The 24,570-nt window shown below is 60.4% G+C and carries 17 protein-coding genes; 9 read left to right on the top strand and 8 right to left on the bottom strand.

Features of this window, described 5'->3' with window-relative positions; all coding sequences use genetic code 11:
* Positions 1 to 2: 2 nt before the first annotated feature.
* The 4 genes from EOD73_RS17145 to EOD73_RS17130 form a co-directional block, all read right to left on the bottom strand.
* Positions 3 to 1,712: an EH signature domain-containing protein gene (locus EOD73_RS17145; protein ID WP_164846120.1), complete on the bottom strand. Its 1,710-nt coding sequence runs from the start codon at positions 1,710 to 1,712 to the stop codon at positions 3 to 5.
* 20 nt (positions 1,713 to 1,732) lie between these two features.
* Complete coding sequence (locus EOD73_RS17140; protein WP_127684268.1) at positions 1,733 to 2,503, bottom strand: flagellar motor protein MotB; 771 nt, start codon at positions 2,501 to 2,503, stop codon at positions 1,733 to 1,735.
* A gap of 19 nt (positions 2,504 to 2,522) precedes the next feature.
* The gene (gene zorA, locus EOD73_RS17135) at positions 2,523 to 4,598 is read right to left on the bottom strand and encodes an anti-phage ZorAB system protein ZorA (RefSeq protein ID WP_127684267.1); all 2,076 of its coding nucleotides are present in this window, start codon (positions 4,596 to 4,598) and stop codon (positions 2,523 to 2,525) included.
* A gap of 579 nt (positions 4,599 to 5,177) precedes the next feature.
* Positions 5,178 to 5,612 carry a helix-turn-helix domain-containing protein gene (locus EOD73_RS17130; RefSeq protein WP_127684266.1) on the bottom strand — a complete coding sequence of 145 codons (435 nt, stop codon included), beginning with the start codon at positions 5,610 to 5,612 and terminating at the stop codon, positions 5,178 to 5,180.
* Between the two features lie 423 nt (positions 5,613 to 6,035).
* Here EOD73_RS17130 and EOD73_RS17125 point away from each other — a divergent pair, with 423 nt between their 5' ends.
* Entirely contained in the window at positions 6,036 to 7,766 is a 1,731-nt protein-coding gene (locus EOD73_RS17125; RefSeq protein ID WP_127684265.1) for a P-loop NTPase fold protein, read from the top strand.
* A 738-nt stretch (positions 7,767 to 8,504) separates the two neighbouring features.
* Entirely contained in the window at positions 8,505 to 8,663 is a 159-nt protein-coding gene (locus EOD73_RS17605) for a hypothetical protein (protein WP_164846119.1), read from the top strand.
* Between the two features lie 3 nt (positions 8,664 to 8,666).
* On the opposite strand, the gene EOD73_RS17120 is transcribed toward EOD73_RS17605, so the two are convergent.
* The 4 genes from EOD73_RS17120 to EOD73_RS17105 form a co-directional block, all read right to left on the bottom strand.
* Positions 8,667 to 8,918: a hypothetical protein gene (locus EOD73_RS17120; protein ID WP_127684264.1), complete on the bottom strand. Its 252-nt coding sequence runs from the start codon at positions 8,916 to 8,918 to the stop codon at positions 8,667 to 8,669.
* Complete coding sequence (locus tag EOD73_RS17115) at positions 8,911 to 9,471, bottom strand: opioid growth factor receptor-related protein (protein WP_164846118.1); 561 nt, start codon at positions 9,469 to 9,471, stop codon at positions 8,911 to 8,913. Before EOD73_RS17115 ends, EOD73_RS17120 begins: the two co-directional genes overlap by 8 nt.
* 298 nt (positions 9,472 to 9,769) lie before the next feature.
* Complete coding sequence (locus EOD73_RS17110; protein WP_127684262.1) at positions 9,770 to 11,128, bottom strand: Y-family DNA polymerase; 1,359 nt, start codon at positions 11,126 to 11,128, stop codon at positions 9,770 to 9,772.
* Between the two features lie 23 nt (positions 11,129 to 11,151).
* Positions 11,152 to 11,604 (bottom strand): LexA family protein, encoded by a 453-nt coding sequence (locus EOD73_RS17105; RefSeq protein WP_127684261.1) that lies wholly within the window; start codon positions 11,602 to 11,604, stop codon positions 11,152 to 11,154.
* A 50-nt stretch (positions 11,605 to 11,654) separates the two neighbouring features.
* Between EOD73_RS17105 and EOD73_RS17100 the strand changes: the two genes are divergently transcribed.
* The 7 genes from EOD73_RS17100 (at position 11,655) to EOD73_RS17070 (ending at position 24,515) form a co-directional block, all read left to right on the top strand.
* On the top strand, positions 11,655 to 12,437 hold the full coding sequence (locus tag EOD73_RS17100) for a S1/P1 nuclease (RefSeq protein ID WP_127684260.1): 783 nt from the start codon (positions 11,655 to 11,657) through the stop codon (positions 12,435 to 12,437).
* Between the two features lie 232 nt (positions 12,438 to 12,669).
* Positions 12,670 to 16,554 (top strand): NACHT domain-containing protein, encoded by a 3,885-nt coding sequence (locus EOD73_RS17095; protein ID WP_127684259.1) that lies wholly within the window; start codon positions 12,670 to 12,672, stop codon positions 16,552 to 16,554.
* A 485-nt stretch (positions 16,555 to 17,039) separates the two neighbouring features.
* Positions 17,040 to 17,669, top strand: coding sequence for a hypothetical protein (locus tag EOD73_RS17090; protein WP_127684258.1), 630 nt, complete (start codon positions 17,040 to 17,042; stop codon positions 17,667 to 17,669).
* Between the two features lie 262 nt (positions 17,670 to 17,931).
* Positions 17,932 to 20,304: an EcoAI/FtnUII family type I restriction enzme subunit R gene (gene hsdR / locus EOD73_RS17085; protein ID WP_127684257.1), complete on the top strand. Its 2,373-nt coding sequence runs from the start codon at positions 17,932 to 17,934 to the stop codon at positions 20,302 to 20,304.
* 87 nt (positions 20,305 to 20,391) lie between these two features.
* Positions 20,392 to 21,861, top strand: a complete 1,470-nt coding sequence (locus EOD73_RS17080) for a type I restriction-modification system subunit M (RefSeq protein WP_127684256.1) — start codon at positions 20,392 to 20,394, stop codon at positions 21,859 to 21,861.
* Entirely contained in the window at positions 21,858 to 23,375 is a 1,518-nt protein-coding gene (locus EOD73_RS17075; protein WP_127684255.1) for a restriction endonuclease subunit S, read from the top strand. Before EOD73_RS17080 ends, EOD73_RS17075 begins: the two co-directional genes overlap by 4 nt.
* Positions 23,376 to 23,420: 45 nt before the next feature.
* On the top strand, positions 23,421 to 24,515 hold the full coding sequence (locus tag EOD73_RS17070; RefSeq protein WP_127684254.1) for a DUF8606 domain-containing protein: 1,095 nt from the start codon (positions 23,421 to 23,423) through the stop codon (positions 24,513 to 24,515).
* The last annotated feature ends 55 nt before the right edge of the window (positions 24,516 to 24,570 follow it).

Genomic DNA, 24,570 nt, shown 5'->3' with positions numbered 1-24,570 from the left:
GTTTAGTTCTTGTCCTTGAACCAGAATCCTTTGCCCTCGGCAAACACGAATCCATGTACCTCCAAGGCTCGAACAAATGTTCTGTGCAGGTCGCGGTTTGTGATGTACACCCAAAACGATCCACCGGAGCGATCGCGCTTGTCCTCGAACCTGATCCCTAGAGGCACACAGTAGGACTTGATCTGGAACACGATGTTTGGCGCCAAGGCGGAAGATCGGTTCATCCCAACAGGTGGCTGGGTCACTTGCGGCCTAACAACCATCGGTTCTCGAAGGCCACTCGTCGCGCGGTATGGCGCCACCTCCGGAGCGCGTGCCTTGTACAAGTCCCCTTTCGTCGGTGGGGTTCGCTGTAGCAGCCGAGCAAGATCGAAATCGAACTTCGATTCCCAACTTCCTTGGTGACTTAAACGGCTTGCGTTGATTTTTTGCTTTAGCGGGTTCCTGCCATTGAGCGTGAAGACTTCAGCCTCCAGATCGGTGTTGAAGTCACTGGCCGCAAATACGTAGCAAGCGTTTCCAGTTTGACCGAACTCGATCACTACCAAGGGACCAATGCGCATCACAAATGCGTTGTTGGTCCCATCGGGCTCGTCAAGAACCCTCCGCCGCCCCTCCATGCGCTCTCTCAATGCTTTGAACGGCGCGGTCGGATTGCGGCGTGCGTCTGCTCCGAGCACAAACCACATGTCTGTGATCTTCGGCTCCCACTTGAGCCAGTAGTTCAAGCGCCGAACATCGGCACCACCATCCTGAGCAAGTAGCTCAAAGAAGTCCTTGATCAATCTCCGCTTTAGCCATCCCTCCACCATCTGGCGGGCTGGCTCATTGCCAACGTGGGCGTCCCATGCAGCGCGAGCCAGCCAGGGGCTACCAACGCGCTGTACAGCGGTATCCCTGAGCTCAATGTGCTCGGGCCTATCGGCGCACCGCGAATAGCGCACCGTTGTCATGGCGGTCGCTTGGCGCGCAATGGTCTCAGGCATCCGCAGTTGCGTCCGTCCGTTTACCAAGCTCAATGCTCCGTCAAGACCGTCCCGGAACGCTCGGTCGCTGCTGTCGCATAGAAGCGCGATGTAGGCCAACAATGCTTCGTTCCAGACCCAAGAGCTGTCGGGGATGCCTAAACCTTCGCACACCGAACGCAGCGGCCCTTGATCACCCGCCATAAGTGAACGCGCATAGGGCTTGCACGGATCAGCGCCCAGCAGATTGCGGTTCTTGAATAGCAGTTCCAGCCAATTGGGCGGCTCCCCACGCGTGCGGCTAGCCTTTCGGATGTCTAGCAAGCGTTCGTCAAGAAAGCTCCCCAGCTTGGACCAATTGCTTGACGATTGAGGTACAGACGGAGCCAGCTTGTCAAAGCACAAGTAGGCATTCAAAAGACCCTGGTAGCAGCGCCGATACTGCTTAGCCTGGGACTGCCGAGCGTCTACCAGATTCAATACCCGCTGAAAGAGGGGCGGGCTGTCGATCAGCCTCCACCCTGCATCAGCAATTGGCACCGAAACCCCGTAGCAGACGTACTTCAACTCATTGAAATTGGCAACGGTCTGAGTCTGGGCAAAGCCCTTCAGTGCGCGCTGCAGCACGTCATAGTTTGGCCTAACGGTGTCCTCCGACCCAAAGGCCTTGCGTACCTCCTTCAAAGCCAAGCTCATTGCTTTGGGGTCGCCCCACACTGGCGCATGGAACACGCGTTGCGGTTCCATGGCGGCGGCCAATAGTCGGCTCAGCGACCCAATCGATTCTGGACCAGGCATGGCTCGTTGACGTCCAGGGCTCGGACCAAGGTGGCCTCGTCCACATTGACCGTTGGGTTGGCGGCCTCAAGCTCGCGTTCCTGGCGCGACTTGAACTCCAGTTTGAACTCAATACGACGGCTGCTGTCGTCAGCACGCAGCGAGTTAAACGAAGCGCCTCCAACGAAGAACTTGGTCGCGATCAACTTGCGATCCTCGAGCGACAGGGTCTCAGTCGGGTTAGGGGCAGCTCGCAACAACTCGCACAGCACACGACCGCTGCGCTCCAACGTCAGGTTCAGGTTGAACAGGTACGAGCCTGTTTGGCTGGCATAGCCTTCCACCACTGCACGCTTGAACCACCGTTTCCCGGCTTCGCTCTGGCGAAGCTTGTCCAGCAGCACGGGAGTGAACGCTCTCAGAACCTGCTGCTGAGGAACTGACAACACGTTTTGGCCTTCTCTCTCGAAGTTGCCCTTGGGGCCGAAGTCAATGGTGTTGCCGATCACCCTGATGCCTTCGAACTCCTTGGCGGTGACGACCTTCTCTATCTCGCCCATCAGGTCTTGAATGGCCTCGGTTCGCTCACGCTCTTCCCGTTCAGCGTCAGAGACCTTTTTCGTGACGGCCAGCAGGGCCACCGTCATCGCGACCAAGAACAGGACCATCAATGCCGACATCAAGTCGGAAAACGAGATCCAAAACGGCTTCTCCCCTTCCTCCCGCGCTCGCTTAGGTGGCCGGGCTTGCGAAGTGAACATCGCTCAGCACTCCCTTGGATCAACTGCCTTGGGGCAATGTGTCCAGCACGTCACCCAGGTCTTGAATGGCGCCTTTCAGCAGCCCAGTGGCCTGCGCAAGTTCTTGGTGGAAAGTCTTGTTGCCTTCGCGCAGCGTCGCTTCCATGTGCTTCGCGAACTCCCCATGCGCCTCGGCCAGCACACCAGAAACTGACTTCAAGTAGCTCTCAGATTCTTGAGTGCCGCGCTGCAGCTGATCAGCAGCTAGTCGCAACTGACTGACCAGCTGGCTCGTCATCGCGCCCTCGCGCTTGGCCGCCTCCACGGTTTCGCGCAGGTCGCGAACCATGGTGACCAATGCATCACGCACGGCGCGATGGTCGCCTAACGCCAGCTGCGTGGCCGACAGTGCCTGATTCAGGCTCGTCGTTGCGCTGTTCAAGCTGGACATCGAGTCCGCTACTTCAGCCGAAGCCGAGCGCATGTCGACCAGTCGAGCGCCCAATGTGTCGCTGGCCTGGAACAGCCGCTCTGCTCCCATGCCCATGCGCTCGATGTTGTCGTGCGTGCCGCGCTTGAGCGACTCAATCGCATTACGCATCGCCGCAGCCGCTGCTTCCGTCGCGGCGGCGAGTTGTGCAATGCTTTCGTCGGTGCTGCGCTTCATGGCATCTACCGAGTTCCGCATGGTCGCGGCGGCCGTTTCCGACGCCCCCATCATTCTGTCCATGGCCTTGGCTTGTCCGCTGAGCAGCTCACTCGCCTGCTGAGCCATTGCGGCCTGGCGCTGCTGCTGCGCATCTCCCTGGGCTTGGGCTTGCTCTTGCAGACCCTTGATTAGTGCAGCCGTGCTTTCGCTGAGCTCGCGCATCATGCCCATGGTTAGGTCGGCGGACTCGGCCTGGCTCTGCTGAGAACTAGCCTTAATTTGCTCAATGAAAGCACGCATCTGCTCGTTGGCTTCAGCCTGCCGCGCCTGCATCTGAAGTAGGCTTTCGTCCAGACGCTTGGCCATGCCTTCAACGGCGCCAGTGCCGGCCTGTTGAATTTGACCGGCCAGCGCTTCAAACCGCTGTGACGCCTGTGAAATGGTCGCTGCCGTCTGCACCAGCATCTCGTTCACGCCACGCATCTGTTGGCCAAACATGCTTTCCATTTGAGCGGTAAAGCCGGCAAGCACGTCGGTCAGTAGCTTGTTCACAGCTTCTTGCTGGTTGCCACTAACGCCCTGCACAGCTTCTGAGATGCGCGCGAGTGGCTCCTTTAGTCCCTCACTCAGGCTTGCCGTGATCGACGTGCCCAGCTGATTGCTGGTCGTGTTCATCGTGGCAATCTGTTGCTGGGTCAGCTCGGTCAGCACCTGCTTCAGATCGGTGACCAGCGACTCCTTCATCTGCAGGGCCTGCGTTGCCGAGGTCTCGCTGGCCTCCACCAAGCGCTGCAGGTACTCCTCGCCGGCCCCCGCGTCGAACAGGCTGTCGATCACGCCGCACAGCCGTTCTACTTGGGTGTAGCGGCCGTTGATCATGGCCTTCTCTATCATGGTGATCACCATGGCCAAGGCAATCGCTGAACCAGAAACTAAGAATGCACTGCCAACGCTGGTCAGCAGGTCTTGCAGGCTCTTGCGAACTACGGTCGCATCGTCGGAAACCTGGAAGCCGATCAAGCCCAAGATCAGTCCGCCGAAGGTGCCAATGATGCCGACACCGGTCAGGATGCCGGGCAGGTGCTTGTAGAACTCCGTGCGCAGCGGCGAGTCCACCAGGGCCTGCTCGGTGAAGAAGCTGCTGGCCATGGCCGTTTGCCTCCAGCGCGCGACCTCTAGCATGCCCAATGCATTGGCCGTTTTCTGCGGGTGCAGTGTGTCGCGGAACTCGCTCCAGCAATGGCGCAGCTCTTCACTAACCATTACCTCTCGCTCGACCTGGTCCAGGTCCAGTACGGGGCCGGATTTCTTGAGCGTTTCCAGTCTGGTAATCGCCAGCGCCAACTCGCGGCGCGCTCGCCAAGCAGGCAACAAGAACTGCCACAAGAAGAACACCGCTGCCAGAGTCAGCATCCCTCCCACACCCCAATGCACGACAGTGCTCAGGACTTCCTTGTTTTCAAGCATGGTTTCGGCGGTCTGTGGATAACGGAATGACTGTCCGGCTCATGCCGGCTCGGCTCATGGGCAACCGCGGCCCTATGTCGGCAAGGTCGACTTCTTGGCGGCAAGGTAGAGGAACAACCCGCTGGCCGGGTCGTCTTTGAGAACCTGGGACACCAGTTCGCCTAAGAGGGGCCCTTGGCCAGCACGCTGGCCGCAGACTTCAAATGAATGAAGTTGCCAATGGTCAAGGTCCCTCTCCTGTGTACGTTCTCGTCAAGTGGCTACGTTGGCCAGCGTGGAAATGTAAGGCAGCGTTTCAAGGAAGATCGGCGGTGTTTGAACCCATCATGGGCACCAGGCACAGACCGACCTTACGGGGCAAAAGAGCCGTGGGCTGTGACCACTCGACTTCCTTACTGGGCCTACGGAATTGCGGGCCAAGGAAGGCACAGAGCCCTAGGGGATCCAGCTTTGCAGATAAGGGGTGTAGGGTCTCGGCTTTCTTGCGGATCCGGTAGGGTTGTAGTCAAGATCGACCGGAAATCCGCCCGATTAAGTTTTGTGTTTTTCTTGACTACGGGCCCACTGAAAGCGGGCAGTTCAGCCTGTTTTGCTACTGACCATCGCGCCCGACGCATGCAGGGCAAGTTGCTCGCGAAAGGTTGGGGCACTCAGAAGGTCAGGGTCAGCGCCACCAGCGTGCGTGCGTACAAATTCAATGAGCGCTCGCTCTCGGGCTGACAGCAGGGCGTCAGCACCGACCACCACCTCAATCACCTGCCAAAGCGCGGGCGTGTACTCGTCGAGAGTGACCCGAAGCAACCACACCGGGTCGACCTCCAGGACTCGAGCCAACGCGGGCAGCCGGGTCAGAGGGAGCTTCATGCGTCCCCTCAAGATCATGGCCACCACGTTGGGCCTGGGCAACCCCAGTGCGCGGGCAATCTCCGCGTTGGTCAGCCCGGGCAGGTCGAGCATGCGGCGGCGCAAAAGTTCGTTTAGGCGGAGCTTGGGGCTGCTGGCAGTTTTGGTCATCGTGGTCCTCCTCGGTGTCGACGCGACACGGTTGATGAAGAACCAATTTAGGGAGCAGGTCAGTGCTGACGGGGTGGAACTTGGATGGCAGTTTTGAACGGGTGACAGCAGTTCAGCGAGAGGCGCCGTTCATCACTGCCAGCTCATTAGACTGATGCGGCTCATGAGCGGTCATCGGGATCTATGGAGCCCCAAGAGCCCGCAAAGGTTTACAGGCTAGTCCAGTGCGGGGCGTGAGATGACTTCCCAAGTCGAAAACCTTGTCGCGCCTTAGCTGCGCGTTACCGCAGCTTCCTAGTGCATGCCTCGCATGAACCTGCAAGAAGATGCCAATGTCACAGAGCAAAATGAATATGCTCCCCGGAACAACACAAGGTGAGCCGGCAGGAGTTCTCTGCGTCGCGCTCGCCAAAGGAGGAGAGCATGTCGCTTAGAAGAACCAAGGAACGGTTGGTCCGCTTGCTTGAGCAGCCCGACAACGGGGTCATCGCGCTGTCGGGCAAGTGGGGCACCGGCAAGACGCACCTCTGGAACGAGGTGAAGGATGCTTCGGGCGATGAGAAGGTCAAGAAGGCCCTTTACGTTTCGCTGTTCGGCCTCTCGAGTGTCGACCAAGTCAAACGCAAGCTGATTGAATCTGCCATTCCTGGTGTCGAATCGCATGGCGGCGTGTTCGATGGCATCAAGGGCCTTTTTAACGCTGGCGTGACTGCCGCCTCGCAGCACTACAAAGCGATGGCAGCCCTCAAAGACCTCAACGTGTTGTTGATGGCGCCGGTGGTGCTTCGGAACAAGCTGGTGGTCATTGACGACATCGAGCGCAAGCACGTGAAGCTTGGCATCGACGAGGTCCTGGGCTTCATCGACGACTATTCCAAGCAGTTCTGCGTGAGGTTTGTCTTGGTGCTGAATGACGACCAACTGTCTACTGACGGCGATCAGGCGAAGCTGTGGGCGACCTTCCGCGAAAAGGTCATTGACGAGGAAGTCAGGCTATCGACCTCCCCGGAGGAGGCGTTCTCGATCGCCATCAAGCTGACGCCGTCGAAGTATGAGCAGACGCTGGCGCGAGCGATTGCCGTCTGCGGACTAACCAACATCCGCATCGTGGGCAAGGTGTTGAAGACCGCTAACCAGATCTTGGCCGGCCGAGACTTGGACCAAGCGATCCAGGCGCGTGTATTGCCGGCGATCGTCCTGTTCTCCGCGATTCACTATCGCGGCATTTCAGACGGGCCCGACTTCCAATTCGCACTGAATGTGGGAAACCCAGACTGGATGCACTTCGGTCGGGACAAGAACTCAGAGCAGACCGAGCAGGAAAAGCGCGAGGATCGCTGGCGTCTGCTTATCCAAGAACTCGGTATCCATGGCTGCGATGAGTTCGAAAAGGTACTTGTCGAATTCTTGGAGTCTGGGCTGTTCGATGCAAACCGAATTCAGGCCATCATCGACAGATACGTCGCTGAGACTCTGGCTCTGCAAGTCAGGCAGGCGGCGCGCGACTTTTTGAACAGAGCCTTCTGGGACCATCGGGTAAGCGACGCCGAGCTGCTGGCTGAGGCCAGCCAGTTCCCTTCCAATGCCGACTTGCTAAGTCCCTACGTCGCGACCCAGCTTTTCGATACTCTTTCCGAGATCACCGATGGGCAAAATCTTGGCCAAGCAATCGTCGACGCGTGGATAGCGGCCTTTGAGGCCGGGGATCACCATGATTTCGATGACGACAACCCGTTCAATAGCCCGATCCATCCAGACATCAAGGTGGCGTTCGATGCCGCCAAGGCGCGCGTACAAGCTAGCGCGTCGGTGGTCGACGCCTGCATAAGCATCATCGATAACAGCGGGTGGGGTACTCTGCAAGAGATGGCAATGAGACGGGCTTCGGCTGAGGATTTCGATGCCGCTATACGGGGCATGGACATAGACACTCTGCGTCGATTCATGCGCAGGATGATCGAAATGCGCCTTCAGCGGGAGACTTTCGACGCCCACTTCGGCACGGCGACCCAGCACTTCATCGATGCCTGCCGAGCGATTGCGAACGACTCGAACTCACCTCGGCTCTCAGCGTTGGTTAAGAAGCTCTTCGCCAGGACCGCTTTGGCGGTTGAGCTCACCCAGCCACCAGAGGCGCAAGCTGATCCGTCGTGAGGGCCACCTAGCCAAAAACTCATCCCGGCGACTTGCCCTACTTGGCCCTGTCGAGCTTGTCCAGCTTGTGGCCCCCGACCAAGCCGACCACCTCAATGTCGGCCCTCTCCAGAACATGCACCTCGACCGTGTTGGACAACCTCTTCCCTAGAGGCAGTCCGACTCCGGCACGTCGGCTCAGGGGCGGGAGAGGCCCTTGGCGTGATCTGTAGCGACCGACCGCTGCCAGCCTAGAGCCGTGATTTCGAAAGTAGCGTCAGTGCATGCTCATCGAGCCTGGCAGGGGCCTCGGCATCAGCCGCCTGTCACCGCCCGCCGCTAGCCAAGCTTCGAAGGGGCACTCGGCCACCTCGAGCCCGGCAAGGCGGGGGGGCGTCAATCCTTGGAGGGCGCTGCTGATCCGACGCTCGCGGAGTACCTCCAAGGCCCAGGCGGGAGCGGGAACGACGGTGCGGTGATTGGTGTTCATAGCCAGCATCGGGTTGGTGTTCATGGCCTGCATCGTCACAATTTCGCCCGATACGCTCCATCCCCCTTTGGTGGGAACCCGTCGGGGGGACGGCGTCCGTTGGGGGGGCCCTTTCGGGGGGCTGGGTTCAGCGGTGGCTGCTGCACAAAGTGGAGCCCATGAACTCCACCAAATCCCTCCGCCCTCTCTCCAGCCTGCCTGTCCATGCTGGCTCGCAGCGAGTCCCGAGCATCGGTACGCAGGTGTGCCCACCACTCACCGGTCTCGAAGTGCGCGACAGCTCGTTCGGCGAGTGGTTGGCCGCCGGTGGCGAGCGACGCTCGCGTCCGAGATCTCAGACCACCGAGGCCGACCTCGCCAAACGCGGCCAGGGCGCAAGCCCCGAGTCGGCGCTGGACCGGCTGCAGCCTGCCCTGGTGCGACGCTGACGCTCAGGCGTCTGCGCCGGGTGGGAGGTATGACCACCAGTCGTGGTTGTGCGAGATCGGCTTGCCTAGCTTCAGGGCCTTCTCCATCTGCACGGTCACGGCTTCGAAGCTGACCATCGCAGGCTGAGGAACGTGATGTCCGAAGCGCGCCATGTAGGCCTCGCCCACCGCGACGTAGTGCGCGAAGGCCGCTTGCTCGTCAGGAGGGATGCCGCTGAACTCGGCACCGTCCTTCGGCGATGTGGCGTCAGGCATTGACGACCGCCCGAGCAACGAAAGTCCGGGGAACGGGTGCAAGCGCCATATCGAGAGTCGAGCGCCAGTAGCTGCGGGTCATTGGCGTGATGCCACAGCCCACCTCGTCTCGGCACATCTTCAGCAAGGCGGCCACCAGCACCTCGGCTTGCTCCTCACGGCCGATGCCCGTAAGGAACTTCAGGGTGCGCGTCAGGCGCATGCCGTTGTGGGTGTCTCGGCTGAACCAGCGCTTCTTGGCTGTTGGCCAACTCTCAAGGAGGACGTAACCCTCGTCGGTCAATTCGAAGCCCAGGAACTGCGTGAAGCGCAGCAATGCCCGGTCCACGTTGGCCTGAATCTCAGCGTCCCTTTGAACGACTTCGATCACGGCATCGCTCAACAAAGGCGCTCGTGGGTTCGCTCGGCTGGGAAGGGGGTTGGGGAACAGCCACTGCACAAAGTCGTGCTTGGCCTCCCACCAGTCGTCGTCTCTGCCGAGGACCTCGTTCAAGGTCCTGCCGGCCCCGTCGGGGCCTTCACCGCGCAAGAAGCTCAAGAGGGCTTGGCTCATGGATCGTCGTGAGTGGCGTTGGTGCCAGTCTGCGCTGCTTTGCGGGTCGAGAGATCCCAAGAATTCGGGATACAGCCAAAGTTCGCAGGGCATCGTGAGATTTCCAACAAAGGTGGGTCCAAAACTGGCGCCAGCCCCAAGCGATCCAAGGGCTTCCCTTGATCCGTCGACCCTTGGATGCTGGGCTGGCGAGGTCAGACTAGGACCCTGCTGGCTCACCAGATGAGCCATGCCCTTTTGATGGCTTGTTCCCTGCTGCATTTGGCAGCGGCACGGCGTGATCTGACAGTCCTCGGGCTCAAGCCCTGGCGATGGGCATTTCGTCCCACGATGTCGTGTACCGCTGGGTGCGCCGGTCTTGGCGCATCGTCCAGCTCTTGGCGACGGCCTCTGTGCCGGCACTGGCGACCGTCAGCGAGCCGCGCCCGTAGCGCTGGTTGACCCGGTCGATCGCGGACATCAGTCGGCTTCGGTCCCGCCCTTCGTCGTGGCTGGTGCCGTCGGGGCCTGAGCCCCCTACCAAGTCCAGCTCGCCTTGCGCCAGATCCTTCGGCTGCAGGTCGAGCAGCATGACGCCCGCCTTGGCGTACCGGTACCCGTCGCGGTAGATGGCCTCGAGCCCTCTGACCGCCGAAGACACGATGGCATGCGTGTCGCCTGTTGGGCGGCGCAAAGGGACGGTGACGCTCTGGCTGTACTGCCGGTCTTGCTTGCGGAACGGGCTGGTGCGGATGAACACCGAGACCGCCCCCGTGGCACTCCCCTGCCCTCGCAGCTTCTCAGCCGCGCGGCTGGCAAAGACCGTCACGGCCTCCACGAGCTCGTCGAGCTGCAGCACCGGCGTCCCAAAACTCCGCGAGCACATGATCTGCTGTTTGGCCGCGGGCTCGTCGTCGAAAGCGATGCACCGCGTGCCGCGCAGCTCCATGACCGTCCGCTCTAGGACCACGCTGAAGCGCTTGCGGATCGTGGCGAGATCGAGCTTGATCAGGTCGGCCACGGTCGCCACGCCAGCCGCATTGAGTTGGGCTGAGATGCGTGGGCCCACGCCCCAGACCTCGCCCACCTCGGTCGCCCGGAACAGCTGACCGAGGCGTGCCGTCCCCTGCTTGCCCTCAGCCCCCAGGTTGCACACCTGGGCCAGGTCGGCGGGGTACAGGCCTGGCTTGCGCTCCGCGGTCTTGCCAATGTGGTTCGCGAGCTTGGCCAGGGTCTTGGTGGGACCAAAACCGACGCAGGTCGGGATGCCGGTGGCGGCGAGCACCTCGGCGCGCAGGCGCTTACCCAGGGTCACGAGGTCGTCTCGGATGCCCTCGAAGTCCAGGAACGACTCGTCGATCGAGTAGATCTCCTGGACCGGCGCAAAGCGCCCCACCACTTGCATCATCCGGTCGCTCATGTCGCCGTAGAGCTCGAAGTTGGCGGACAAGGCGACAAGGTTGGCATCGGCCTCCAGGTGCTTGATTTGGAACCAGGGCGCGCCCATCTTGATGCCCAAGGCCTTGGCCTCGTTGCTGCGTGCGATCGCGCAGCCGTCGTTGTTGGACAGGACGATGACGGGCCTTCCGACGAGTGCCGGGCGAAACACGCGCTCGCACGACACGTAGAAGTTGTTGCCGTCGACCAGGGCGAACTGGGCGAGTGATGGGGACGACATGGGGACCGCGAAGGAGGTTTCGCTCAGACCCGCATCTGCTTGATGGCGCAGGTGACCACGCCCCACACCTCGACGGTCTGTCCCTCGCGAGGAACGATGTCGGGGAATGTGGGGTTCGCAGCCTGGAGCTTGAGGTTGCTGCCGCGCTTCCACAGGCGCTTGACGGTGAACTCGTTGTCAACGACCGCCACGACCACGTGGCCGTGGGCTGGCTTGATGGCCTTGTCGACCAAGACCACGTCGCCGTCATCGATGCCGGCTTCGCGCATCGACGGGCCGCGCACGCGCATCAGGTAGGTCGACAGCGGGTGCTTGATCAAGACCTCGTTGAGGTCCAGGCGCTTGACGGCATGATCCTCGGCCGGCGACGGAAAGCCAGCTTGCAGGGTGCAGCCCAGCACATGGACGAGCGCCGGAGACACAGCGAGCCGAATGGGCTCCCTGGCGTCCGCTGCGGCCTCGTCGGTACTGTGCATGCATACAGTGTATCGAGCTTGCCTTTGGCGAGCTTGTTGATCGGATATGGATGATGAAGAGAAGCAGGACTTTTTACGGCGCGGTGGCGTCGGTGGCGATGTCGCTGCTAGGAGCGCATAGCTCCAGCCATGCCTGGGGTGCGATCGGGCACGAGCTCATTGCCGAGGTAGCCGAGGAGCAACTGAGCCCCGCCACGAAGGCCAAGGTCGATGCGATCCTGGCAGCCGAACCAGGCGCCACGATGGTGACGATTGCAACTTGGGCCGACCGGGTTAGGAGTCCCTCGACCGCCGCCTGGCACTACGTGAACTTCACGCGCGAGGCGGGTTGCGACTACGACCGAAGCCGCGACTGCCCGGATGGGAAGTGCGTGGTCGAGGCGATCAAGCGGCAGGTGGAGGTGCTGCGGACCAGCACCGATCCCGAAGAGCGACTCAAGGCACTGAAGTGGGTGGTCCACCTGGTGGGTGACGTACATCAGCCGCTGCATGCAGCGTTTGGGGATGACAAGGGCGGGAACTTGTTTCAGATCCAGGCCTTTGGCAAAGGCGGGAACTTGCACTCGCTGTGGGATAGCGGTTTATTCCACAACTGGCCTGGCGGCTGGGGGGCGATTCGCGCCGAAGTTGGTCGAGCTGGCAAGTTGGTTGCTGAAGCCGCACCGGAGCGGTGGGCGGGAGAGTCCTGCAGGATCGTGAGCACAGTGGGGTTTTATCCCGATGGGCGCTTCATCGACGACAGCTACCTGAGTCGATGGCAGCCGGTGATCACTGAGCGACTGCGGCTCTCCGCGTCGAGGCTGGCGTCAACGTTGGAGGACGCGCTCAGGTGAGTTTTCTACTGTGTCGGCTCTGCAGCGAGTGCAGTCAGTCGCTTCGTCAAACACTTCGCCGGAAGGCTGCCGTTGGTCTCGAGGGAACGGCGCCTGCAACCTCCTCGACCGAACCGAGCAGCCCACCTGGCCGTCAGCTAGTAGAGACCCATTCAGAACTCGTGGAGCGGTGCCAATAGTGGCGGTCCCACCAAACCCACGTATGGGTGCCTCACCAGCCTAGAGTTCCGCCATGTCTTCCCATGCGATATCCCTCTACGCCGCGACGGTCGGTCTATCAAAGAGGCAAATCCAGCAAGCTGGCCAAAGGTACACCCCTGGGATCGAGCCTGGTGCGCCCAATCTCAGGATCGAGGCACTGTCAATCGCCCTCGATAACGTAGCTTGCGGGGCCGCGGCGCAGGCCCGATTCGACAGGGTCTTGGAGCACTTTTCCGAAGAGTGGAAGCGCGCAAAGAGTTCCAGTCTGCGAGCAGCTGATATCGATCCGCTGATGGCCGCCGCTACTGCGTTCGTCCCCGCAATGATGACCAGGATGCTCTTGCGGGACGCTACCGCGGGCGATGAATGGTCGGCGCATCTCTCCGGGATCAAGGCGCTGTTGCTAGAAGACAGCGCGTACTGGCGGACAGAGGAAGAGAAGCTGGGTGCTGATGATGGGAGCTACTCCTCATCGCGCATCGCCATCCGCAGTCACATTCAATCGATCAGCGCATGCTTGAGCGTGGTGCGCGATGAGATTGATTACGCCGCCAGTTCCTCTTTCAAGCTTCTCTTTGCGCCGAACCTTCTGATTGGTGGCGAATGGGGCACCGGCAAGACACACTTGCTGTGCGATGTTACGACCGAGCGTCTGGGCCGGTCGGCGCCTACGGTCTTGGTGCTCGCCAAGAACTTCCAGGGCGACGTGATGGCAGACATCGGAGACCAACTGGCAGCAGGAATCTCGATCGAAGATCAGTTCGCATGGCTGAACGAGGCGGGCGCCACTGCGGCAGAACGCGCGTTGGTTCTCGTTGACGGGGTTAACGAGGGACGCCGGCGCGAATGGCGCCAAGCAATTACCGCCCTGCTATCGCTGACGGACAAGAACCCAAACGTTGGGCTCGTGGTGTCATGTCGCACGCCGTTTGAGGCGATTGCGATCCACAAGACCGACCTGCCCAGGTTCCTTCGACTCCAGCATTACGGATTCGACGATCAGGAGTTCGACGCTCAGACGGCGTTTTTCCAGCACTACAGGCTCCCGCTTCCTGAGGTGCCCCTCCTCGACCGAGAATTTTCGCGCCCGCTCACGTTGAAGCTCATCTGTCAGTCCCTGCAGAAGCTGACAGATTCGAAGGTCTCGAAAGGATTTGCTGGCATCGCCTCAGGGCAACGGGGGATGACGTTTGTCCTCGAGTCCTTCGTCAATCGCATCGGTGCGACCGTTGAGATGGAGTTTGGTCTAAAGAGCAAGGGATGTTGGTTCTTGCTGAAGGGTGAAGACCACCTCGTCGATCAAAGAATCGCCGGCTTTGCACCATGCATGGCCACGAGTCTGCGTGGGTATGTACTTCCGACCGAGGCGGACAACATTGTGGCCGCTAGCTACCCAACAATGCCGCCTGCTAGGCGTCGGAAGCTTCTTGAGGCTCTGCGCACAAATGGCCTGATTGAGGAAGACGCCGTCTGGTACTCCACAAACTCCGGGGCGTACAAGTCTCGGATCGTCTATAGGCTCCCTTACCAACGGTTCAGCGACCACCTGATCGCGAGGCATCTGCTGAAGGCCTACCTCGACTCGACATCCGCCGACACGATCAAGAGGAGCTTTGCCGGCAACTCGCCGCTGGGGCGAGTGTTCCGCCTCTCTCGGACTCACCATCGCCAATACGAAGAGCCCGGGTGGGCGCAAGCCCTCATCACCGAGTTCGCGGAGCGGGCCGGGAACCTGCCTCCGAAGGAGCGGGAGTTGTTCTTCGCGTTACCCAATTCAGCGCAGGACTGGGAAGCTTACTTTGAACCATTCATTGAGGGGCTGTTCTGGCGCAATCCGAAGGCGTTCACCGCAGGCACGCTTGTCGTGCTGAACAAGTACCTGGGGTCTAACGGCGGAACTTGGGAGCGGGTCGTGGATGCATTGGCTGCAATATCGACGAAGCCCAGTCATCCTTTCCATGCCAGCCGCCTCTACAAGTACTTGGCTCAGTACTCGATGGCTGATAGAGATCTTCGGTGGTCCGAGTACCTCCGCAGGAAGTACACGTCGCCAACCATTCATCGGCTGCTTACCTGGGCTGAGAAGCTCGAAGTGGCGAGCATGAGCCGCGCGTCGGCGGTCGAGCTGGTTGCTCTCTTCTCTTTGGTCCTGACGACGGTCGTGCGCAGGGACCGCGACTTGGCCACCAAAGCGCTCGTGATGATCGGCGAGCGTTTCCCGGACGTACTGTTCGCGCATGTCCTGGTGACCTTGGACTTCAACGATCCGTACGTCCCCGAACGAATGCTGGCAGCGGCATATGGAGCTACCTTGTCGCTAGTTGACTCGGAGAGGGTGCCAGGGTTCAAGACTCACCTAGGCGCGCTAGCGTTAGAGCTATATCGTCGGATGTTCGCGCCCCGTGCCAATCGCGCGACGCACCACACGCTCATGCGTGACTACGCGCTGGGCATCATCGAGGTCGCTCAGCACACCGCCTGCGCAAAGCTTCCGAGGACTTCAGCACGCCATCTCAGCCGCCCCTTTGCGAGAACTCCATCGCCCTTTACGAGCACCGGCAAGCCGGACGCATTGGTGACAGAGGCGATCGGTCATGCCATTCAGATGGACTTTGGCAACTACACCATCGGCAGACTGATACCTGACCGAGCCAACTACAACCACGAGCACCCCGAGTACGTCAGCGTGCGCGCAAAGATCGAGCGACGCATGTTCGACCTTGGCTACCGAGCCGAGTTGTTCAAGCACGTCGAGCATGACCTCGGCAGGAACTCTTGGAACTCGCGTAATGAACACAAGGTAGACCGGTACGGGAAGAAGTACTCCTGGATCGCTTACTTCGAGATGTGGGGAGAGCGGGACGCCCAACGGAAGTTGCCCGACTGGCGGCAGGGTGAAAGGACACCAGATTGCGGCGTCGACCCGACGTTTCCCCGGCGACCGCCCGTCTGGAGTGCTCCCATCCCTGACCTCTTTGGTGAACCAACCACCTCGACCGAGGAGTGGGTGGCCGGTGGCTACACGCCAAATTGGAAAGGATTGCTTGTTGTTCCAGAGATCAATGGGATAACAGGAGACTGGGTGCTAGTCGAGGGCTACGTCAGGGGTGCCGACGAACTACAGGATCGGGAGCTTTTCGCATTCCTACGTGGCCTGTTCGTTAGCCGCAATGACGTTGATGCTCTGCGGGACAAGTTCCACACGACACACCACTCGGGCAGCGACCGGATCCCGGAGCCGGCATCAGAACACTACGTTTTCGGCGGTGAGCCCGGTCATCGCAGCAACTATGCACGCCACCTGCGCCTTCCAAGCGGCAGGTACAAGCGACAAACGCAGCGAGCGTTCGACGAGTATGTCGAAGACCCGGGGCCACCGAGGAGGCGTTCGCTCACCTTAAAGTTCGCATCGATGCTCATGAGGGAGGTGCCCCCTGAAAAGGACGTCCTGTACGAGCTTGAGACTCCAGTTCGACGGCTGGTGCCAGGCATACGAGTTGAACTGCCTTCCATCAGGTTTGCATGGGAGTCACACCACTCTCCGCACAACGCCTTCTCCGGCTTCAGCCTTCCTGCGCCAAGCCTCATTCAGCGCCTCGACCTTCGTTGCCGCGACCGAGAGATCGACTTCTTCGATGCCAACACAGAGCCTGCGACGCTCTACCGCGAGGCGGGCGACGGCTGGAAGGGCAACCGGTACGAATTGCTTTACGTTCGAGCTGACTTGCTACGGCGATACCTCTCCGAGACACGCCAGGTTCTCGTTTGGTGCAACTGGGGGGAGCGAGACTGGCGAGACAAGATTGATGGATTCAGCGTCCGAGCTAATCCAGCCAGAGAACGTGTCTACCAGGATCGCTCTCATGTCCACAGATCGTTTGCGCAATGGTCCCCCAACGACTCAACCATCGTGTAGGCCGAGGCGTCTTCATTCCCCCATTTGCAGCTCAGCAGAACGCGCCAGAAAGTTGGCTGACCACTTACGGGTTGCGAAGAACTTCATTGGCGCACATAGCGGGCTATAGCCAACTTCCGCTTCCAGCCTGAAGCCGACGTAGCCTTGACAGAGGCAGCAGCCAGTCATGCTTTCGTTGCCAAGGTCGCCGTTCGACCATTTGGCAACGCACTCCGAACTAGACCTGTCGCTCTGAAGTGCTCGGTCGCACCTTGATCCAATTCCGGAAACGCAGCTTTGCAGCCGAACAAGGTCGCGAACGTCGCGATAAACCATTGAGGCAACTCGCCGGGCATTGGGCTTCTAGAGCCATTCCCTAAAGGTACTTCGAATGCAGGCCATCAGCCTGGATTCGGTCAGCACACCAATGCTTCAAGGATCGAGTCACAGGCAAGTCGTAGCGATCGCACCCTTACGATTTGTCAGTGTGATAGCAGGGACGAGTCATGCGCGACGAAGTAGGTGATTACGACCAAAACCTCGTGGATCGTTGGTTCGAGCGAGGGGTGGAGCGCTCCTCATTTTCGGGGCGTCTGGTTTGCGCCGAGTTGGCGGACATAGCGCCTAAGTGCCCGGAGTTCTGGGCCAGCCTTGCGTTCATGTTTCAGAGAAAGCACCTGCATGGCGATGCGGTGGACGCGTGGGTAATCGCCGCCGATAGATGCAGTGAGGAGGGTAAGCGGTGCGCCATCCTCTTCGCCGCAGCACACTCTTGGTGGGACGTTCACTTGGAGAACGGCCGACATGGCGCAAAGACAGAAGCCTGGGAACACGCTCTGGCCTCTATCGAAAAAGCGGCGTTGCTCGGGGTACGGTCTGCCCAAGTGCATCAATGGTTTGCTGTGCTGTACCAAGATGTGATGGAAACAGACCTGCAGCTTGAACACATTGCGTCAGCCTTGCGCGAGAACGATGGGCATGAACTTGAATGGGAGGATTTTTGGTTCGCAGATGAAGCGATTGCCGAAATCCGTTCCTACGGCGATGTGTTGCGGACATTGGTGAATCGACAGCAATTTGAGCGAGCGGGCGAAGTCCTGCAGGCGGCGTTCAGCGCTGGACTTTCAATCAAGTGAGGGCCTTGCCCCGGAGTAGAAGCAAGTCCCGCGCCAGTCCTTTTGGGGGTCGCCAGAGCGCACCCATTGCGCTCGCCTAAAGCTGCAACTAACGGCGGTACGCTGCTTGTCGAAAGCGGTCCGTAGTTGGACCTAATGCGAACTGCAGCTCTGCGCCTCAAACGGCTGACCAGCGGATGAAAGAGTCTCCAAGACCCGTAAATCTGACCGGCAGCTGAACATGGTCAGCCCGGCAAAATGCCCCAAAAGGGATCATGTCGGCATGAATAAAAAATCGCTGTCCGAGCGCGACATTTGCACCAAATTCATCGCGCCCGCCTTTGTCGCGGCAGGGTGGGACATCCAGCGACAGGTGCGCGAAGAAGTCAGCTTCACCAAGGGCCGCGTCATCGTGCGAGGCAAGCTGCACAGCCGCGGCAAATCGCGCCGCGCCGACTTCATCCTGTACCACCAGCCCAACCTGCCCCTGGCCGTGATCGAGGCCAAGGACAACACTCACGCCGTGGGCGACGGCATGCAACAGGCGCTGGACTATGCAGAGGCGCTGGACGTGCCGTTCGTGTTCTCCAGCAACGGCGATGGCTTCCTGTTCCACGACCGTACTGGCCAGGCAGCCCTGACTGAAACCGAACTGACGCTAGAGCAGTTCCCCAGCCCGGCCGAACTGTGGCAGCGCTACTGCGCCTGGAAGGGCTTCGACGCCGAGGACAGCCAAAGGGTCGAAGCCCCCTACTTCGACGACGGCACCGGCCGCATGCCGCGCTACTACCAAATGAACGCCATCAACCGCACGGTGGAGGCGGTTGCGCGCGGCCAGAACCGCGTGCTGCTGGTGATGGCTACGGGCACGGGCAAGACCTACACCGCGTTCCAGATCATTTGGCGCCTGTGGAAGAGCCGCCAGAAGAAGCGCATCCTGTTCCTGGCCGACCGCAACATCCTGGTCGACCAAACCAAGAACAACGACTTCAAGCCCTTCGGCGCGGCGATGACCAAGATCGCCAAGCGGCAGATCGACACGTCCTACGAAATCTACCTGTCCCTCTACCAGGCGGTGTCGGGCGCCGAGGAAGAGAAGAACATCTACAAGCAGTTCTCGCCCGACTTCTTCGACTTGGTCGTCATCGACGAATGCCACCGAGGTAGCGCCGCCGAAGATTCGGCCTGGCGCGAGATCCTGGCCTACTTTTCCAGCGCCACCCACATCGGCTTGACCGCCACGCCCAAGGAAACCAAGGCCGTTTCCAGCATCCACTATTTCGGCGAACCGGTTTACAGCTACAGCCTCAAACAGGGCATCGCCGACGGCTTCCTGGCGCCGTACAAGGTCGTTCGCATCGACTTCGACAAAGACCTGCAAGGCTGGCGCCCGCCGGCCGGCATGCTTGATAAGAACGGCCAGCCCATCGAAGACCGAATCTACAACTTGAAGGACATGGATCGGAACCTGGTGCTGGAAGCCCGCACCCAACTGGTGGCCGAGAAGATCACTGCCTTCATGAAGGCCACCGACCCCTTCCAGAAGACCATCGTCTTCTGCGACGACATTGACCACGCCGAGCGCATGCGCCAAGCCCTGGTGAACCAGAACCCTCAGCGGGTGAAAGAGAACCGCAAATACGTCATGCGCATCACCGGGGACGAGCAGGAGGGCAAGGCCGAGCTCGACAACTTCATCAACCCCGAAGAGCGCTACCCCGTCATCGCCACCACCAGCAAGCTGATGACCACGGGCGTGGACGCTCAGACCTGCAAGCTCGTCGTGCTGGACCAGCACATCAAGTCCATGACCGAGTTCAAGCAGATCATCGGCCGCGGCACCCGCATCAACGAGGACTACGGCAAGTTCTGGTTCACCATCATGGACTTCAAGAAGGCCACTGAGCTGTTTGCGGACCCGGCCTTTGATGGCGAACCGGTGCAGGTCTACGAACCCAAGGGCGAAGAACCGCCAGAACCGCCTGACGATGTGCCAGAGCAACCCGAAGGCGGTGGCCCCGTTGATGGCGATGACACCACTCCGCCAAGCGACGTCTTGGAAGACCCGCCCGGTAATGGTGGTGGTCGAATCAAGTACGTGGTCGGCAACGTGCCGGTGTTCGTTATGGCCGAACGGGTTCAGTACTACGGCCCCAACGGCAAGCTGATCACCGAGTCGTTGCGTGACTACACCCGCAGCTGCGTCTCCAAGCAATTTGGCTCACTTGACGCCTTCCTGCGCCGCTGGTCCAGCGCCGAGCAGAAGAAGGTGATCATCGAAGAACTGGCCAGCCAAGGCGTGCTCTGGGAAGCCCTGGCCGAAGAAGTGGAAGCCAAGCAAGGTAAGCCGCTAGACGCGTTCGATCTCATCTGCCACGTCGCCTTCGACCAGCCGCCGCTGTCACGCAAAGAGCGCGCCGACCAAGTCAAGAAGCGCAACTACTTTGCCAAGTACCAGGGCGCCGCACGGCAGGTGCTGGAAGCCTTGCTGGAGAAGTACGCCGACACCGGCCTGGAGCCAATCGAAGACATCAAGATCCTTCAGCTCGACCCCTTCAGCCGCATTGGTGCGCCAATGGAGCTGGTCCAAGCCTTCGGCGGCAAAGCCGCTTATGCCAAGGCCGTCGCCGAGCTCGAAACGCAGCTCTACGCCTAGCACTGAGATTCAGCGCTCAACCCGAGCGCTCTGACACCTTCTGGCCGCCCGCTAGGGCAGCCGTTCACGACGCATTCCGCCCACCCCATGTCCATCAGCAGCACCATTAAATCCATCCAAGACATCATGCGCAAGGATGTCGGTGTCGACGGTGACGCCCAGCGCATCGGCCAGCTCGTCTGGCTTCTGTTCCTAAAAATCTTTGACGACCGCGAGCAGGAATGGGAGCTGCTGGACGACGCCTACCGTTCACCGCTGCCCGAGCAGTACCGCTGGCGCAACTGGGCGGCCGACCCCGAAGGCATCACCGGCGACGAGCTGAAGAGCTTCATCGACAACGAGCTCTTCCCCGCGCTGCAGAAGCTGGAGACCTACAGCACGACGCCAGCCGCCTTCGTAGTGCGCGGCGTGTTCGAAGACGCCTACAACTACATGAAGTCCGGCCAGCTCATCCGGCAGGTCATCAACAAGATTCAGGAAGGCGTCGACTTCAACAAGGCGCAAGAACGCCACGCCTTTGGCGACATGTACGAACAGCTGCTGCGCGACCTGCAAAGCGCAGGCAATGCCGGCGAGTTCTACACGCCACGCCCGGTCACCGAGTTCATGGTGCGCATGGTCGACCCCAAGCTCGAAGAGAAGGTCATGGACCCCGCCTGCGGCACCGGCGGATTCTTGACCTGCACCATCGAGCACAAGCGCCGCCACTATGTGAAGACGCCCGAGGACGAGCGCGTGCTGCAAGCCAGCATCCACGGCGTGGAGAAAAAGCCGCTGCCCCACCTGCTGGCCACTACCAACATGATCCTGCACGGCATCGAAGTGCCGAACCAGATCCGACACGACAACACGCTGGCCAAGCCCTTGATCGGCTGGGGACCGAAGGACCGCGTGGACTGCATCGTGGCCAACCCGCCCTTTGGCGGCATGGAAGAAGACGGCATCGAGACCAACTTCCCCGCCGCCTTCCGCACCCGCGAAACGGCAGACCTGTTCCTCGTGCTCATCATGCAATTGCTGCGCGACGGTGGCCGGGCCGCTGTGGTGCTTCCTGATGGCTTCTTATTCGGCGAGGGCATCAAGAGCCGCATCAAGGAAAAGCTGCTCGCCGACTGCAATCTGCACACCATCGTTCGTCTGCCCAACGGTGTGTTCAACCCCTACACCGGCATCAGGACCAATCTGCTGTTCTTCACCAAGGGCAGACCGACCAAGGACATCTGGTTCTACGAGCATCAATACCCGGCCGGAGTGAAGAGCTATTCAAAGACGCGGCCGATGCGCATCGAGGAGTTCGCGGCCGAGCAGGCCTGGTGGGGCAGCGAAGCAGACGGTTTTGCGGCCCGCATCGAAGGTGGGTTCGCCTGGAAAGTCAGCCTCGAGGACATCAAGGCGCGCAACTACAACCTTGACTGCAAGAACCCGCATGTGGGCGAGCAGGTCATCCATGACCCCGCGCAACTGCTGGTCGAGTATGCGCGGATGCAGGAGGGCATTCATGGCCTCAGAGAGCAGTTGAAGACGGCGCTAGCTGAGGCGCTGGAGCGGGGCAAATGACTGCCTCGCTGTTGAATGTACTCACGGCTCAGCCTAGCTACGGTCCAGCGCTGCGGCAGCTAATTTGTGAGCTGGCCGTCACCGGCCGGCTGCTGCCACAGACCAGTACATGGACTGAGTTCCGACTTGAAGAGATCGTATCGGTGCGTGGCGGCAGCACACCTTCCATGGCACGGCCAGAGTATTGGGGTGGCGACGTGCCGTGGGTTTCCCCCAAGGACATGCACGCCGGAGACATCGTCACCAGCGAAATGTTCATAACACAGGAGGCGCTGGCAAAGACCAATCTCGATCTGATCCCCTTAGGCTCCGTACTCATTGTGGGACGGAGCGGGATCCTCAAACGCAAGCTGCCGGCCCAGGTCACACGTGTGGCCTGCACCATTAACCAAGACATCAAAGCGCTCACTCCCAAAAGTGCGATTGAGTCAGCGTATCTACGCCTCTGGTTGTTGGGGTCAGAGCGTGCAATCCTCGCTGAGGACGTCAAGACTGGCACGACTGTTCAGAGTCTGGTTTTTGCCAAGCTCTTCGCGCGTCGTGTGCGACTGCCGTCAACGGCTGAGCAACACCGGATCGTGGCCAAGGTCAATGAACTGATGGCGCTGTGCGACCAACTGGAGGCTGAGCAGGCCGACGTCCAGGCCGCCCACACCAGGCTGGTGGAGGCCCTGCTCGCCAGCCTCACCCAAGCCCGCGACGCCGCCGACTTCCGCGCCAGTTGGAAACAATTGGCCGAGCATTTTCATACGCTGTTCACCACCGAGGCCAGCGTTGATGCGCTGAAGCAAACAGTCTTGCAACTTGGAATTGCAGGACGGCTTGTTCCGCAAGACGAAGCAGAAGAGCCAGCCGAGGCGCTACTCACGCGCATCGCTACGCACAAAGCAGACAAAGCGGCGCAGAGGCGCGCGCGAAAAAGTGTGGCCGTCTCGGGGCAAGCGGGAGCTTCCACGAGTATTGAGCCGCCTACCGGGTGGCGCTGGACGACCTTTGGCGACGCGACCATTTGCCGCGATGGCGAACGAGTGCCTGTCTCCCAAGTGGAGCGCGAAAGCCGCGCAAAGGTCTACGACTACTACGGCGCGTCGGGCGTTATTGACAAGATCGATAGGTACTTGTTCAACAAGCCATTGCTCCTAATCGGCGAAGACGGGGCAAATTTGATCAATCGGAGCACACCCATTGCATTCATCGCAAGGGGCAAGTATTGGGTGAACAACCACGCGCATGTGATCGACGGAGTGTCGGAGGATCTGCTCAAGTACTTGGAGATTTACGTCAACGCAATCGACTTGAAGCCCTACGTTACTGGTACGGCACAGCCAAAGATGAACCAAGCCAAGTTGAACTCCATTCGGCTGGCGTTGCCCCCAGAGGCCGAACAGCGCCGCATCGTTGCAAAGGTTGATGAGTTGGTAGGCCTCTGCGACCGGCTCAAACTTAGTATTTCCGAGGCCCGTCAGCACCATGAGCTTCTAGCCTCTGTGCTAGTCGAAGACGCCGTCGCCTGAGAACCCGAGCCCAATAAGCAGCAAGCCCACCCCTCTCGCCTCAACATGCCCATCCACCACGCCATCTGGCAAGTCGGCCAGCCCGCCTCGCAGTTGAAGCCCAGCAAGCTCAGCAGCGAAGCCTTGCTGGAAAACATGATCGTGCAGGACCCTCGCATCTTGTCGCCGGCCTGGATGCTGATAGGCCAGCAGGAAATCACCGCGCATGGTGGGCGCATCGACCTGCTGGCCATCGCACCCGATGGCTCGCTGGTGCTGGTTGAACTGAAGCGCGACCGCACGCCACGCGAGATCGTGGCGCAGGCGCTGGACTACGCCTCCTGGGTTACCGAGCTGGGGGCCGACCGCATCACGCAGATCTATGCCCGCTTCAAGCCGGGCCAAAGCTTGGAGCAGGACTTCCAGCAGCGCTTTGGCACGGCGCTGGACGAAGACAGCCTGAACCAAGCTCATCAAATCGTCATCGTGGCGGCCGAGCTGGACCCGTCCACCGAGCGCATCGTGAAGTACCTGAACGACCGTGGCATCGGCATCAACGTGCTGTTCTTCCAGGTCTTCGAGCATGGCGGCCAGCAGCTGCTGAGCCGGGCGTGGTTGATCGATCCCAGCGAGGCACAGGCCAACGTGGCCGTGACCACGGCCAACCCCAAGGGCGCCAAAGAACCTTGGAACGGCGAGTTCTACGTGTCCTTCGGCGACGAGAGCAGCCGCAGCTGGGACGACGCCCGTCGCTATGGCTTCATCAGTGGTGGAGGTGGCTCTTGGTATAGCAAGACGCTCAAGCAGCTCAACCCAGGCGACCGGGTGTGGGTCAACACCCCGAAGCGCGGCTACGTGGGTGTGGGTCTCGTGACAGAGGCAGTACAACCGGCCAGCGAGTTCACGGTGGAAACTGATGCCGGTGAACGCTTGGCCATGGACGTGCTGAAGCACGGCGAGCAGTACAAGGCAACCGCTGACGACCCGGAACTGAGCGAGTACTTCGTGCGGGTGAAGTGGCTGCACACCGTGCCGACGGCCCAGGCCTTCAACGAACTCGGCTTGTTCGGCAACCAGAACACGGTTTGCCAACCAACCTCGCCGAAGTGGCGGCACACGGTGGATCGCTTGAAGTCGGCGTTCGGTGTGGGCGAGGCTTGAGCCGGTTGCCAGTCGGCATACTCAAAGTGGTCGGGAGGTGTCGTTCATTGCAAGC

The organism is Inhella crocodyli, from assembly GCF_004004565.1.
In the GTDB taxonomy this organism is placed as follows: Bacteria; Pseudomonadota; Gammaproteobacteria; order Burkholderiales; family Burkholderiaceae_C; genus Inhella; species Inhella crocodyli.
Note: the sequence above shows the minus strand (reverse complement) of the source record. Positions and strands in the feature narration are given on the sequence as shown.

Excerpts from the sequence above, each read along its gene's own strand:
- EOD73_RS17080 (WP_127684256.1), top strand. The coding sequence starts at position 20,392 with ATGTCCATCAGCAGCACCATTAAATCCATCCAAGACATCATGCGCAAG.
- EOD73_RS17120 (WP_127684264.1), bottom strand. The coding sequence starts at position 8,918 with ATGCCTGACGCCACATCGCCGAAGGACGGTGCCGAGTTCAGCGGCATC.
- EOD73_RS17140 (WP_127684268.1), bottom strand. The coding sequence starts at position 2,503 with ATGTTCACTTCGCAAGCCCGGCCACCTAAGCGAGCGCGGGAGGAAGGG.
- EOD73_RS17110 (WP_127684262.1), bottom strand. The coding sequence starts at position 11,128 with ATGTCGTCCCCATCACTCGCCCAGTTCGCCCTGGTCGACGGCAACAAC.
- EOD73_RS17125 (WP_127684265.1), top strand. The coding sequence starts at position 6,036 with ATGTCGCTTAGAAGAACCAAGGAACGGTTGGTCCGCTTGCTTGAGCAG.
- EOD73_RS17100 (WP_127684260.1), top strand. The coding sequence starts at position 11,655 with ATGATGAAGAGAAGCAGGACTTTTTACGGCGCGGTGGCGTCGGTGGCG.
- hsdR (WP_127684257.1), top strand. The coding sequence starts at position 17,932 with ATGAATAAAAAATCGCTGTCCGAGCGCGACATTTGCACCAAATTCATC.
- EOD73_RS17070 (WP_127684254.1), top strand. The coding sequence starts at position 23,421 with ATGCCCATCCACCACGCCATCTGGCAAGTCGGCCAGCCCGCCTCGCAG.
- EOD73_RS17090 (WP_127684258.1), top strand. The coding sequence starts at position 17,040 with ATGCGCGACGAAGTAGGTGATTACGACCAAAACCTCGTGGATCGTTGG.
- EOD73_RS17105 (WP_127684261.1), bottom strand. The coding sequence starts at position 11,604 with ATGCACAGTACCGACGAGGCCGCAGCGGACGCCAGGGAGCCCATTCGG.
- EOD73_RS17115 (WP_164846118.1), bottom strand. The coding sequence starts at position 9,471 with ATGAGCCAAGCCCTCTTGAGCTTCTTGCGCGGTGAAGGCCCCGACGGG.
- zorA (WP_127684267.1), bottom strand. The coding sequence starts at position 4,598 with ATGCTTGAAAACAAGGAAGTCCTGAGCACTGTCGTGCATTGGGGTGTG.
- EOD73_RS17095 (WP_127684259.1), top strand. The coding sequence starts at position 12,670 with ATGTCTTCCCATGCGATATCCCTCTACGCCGCGACGGTCGGTCTATCA.
- EOD73_RS17145 (WP_164846120.1), bottom strand. The coding sequence starts at position 1,712 with ATGGAACCGCAACGCGTGTTCCATGCGCCAGTGTGGGGCGACCCCAAA.
- EOD73_RS17075 (WP_127684255.1), top strand. The coding sequence starts at position 21,858 with ATGACTGCCTCGCTGTTGAATGTACTCACGGCTCAGCCTAGCTACGGT.
- EOD73_RS17130 (WP_127684266.1), bottom strand. The coding sequence starts at position 5,612 with ATGACCAAAACTGCCAGCAGCCCCAAGCTCCGCCTAAACGAACTTTTG.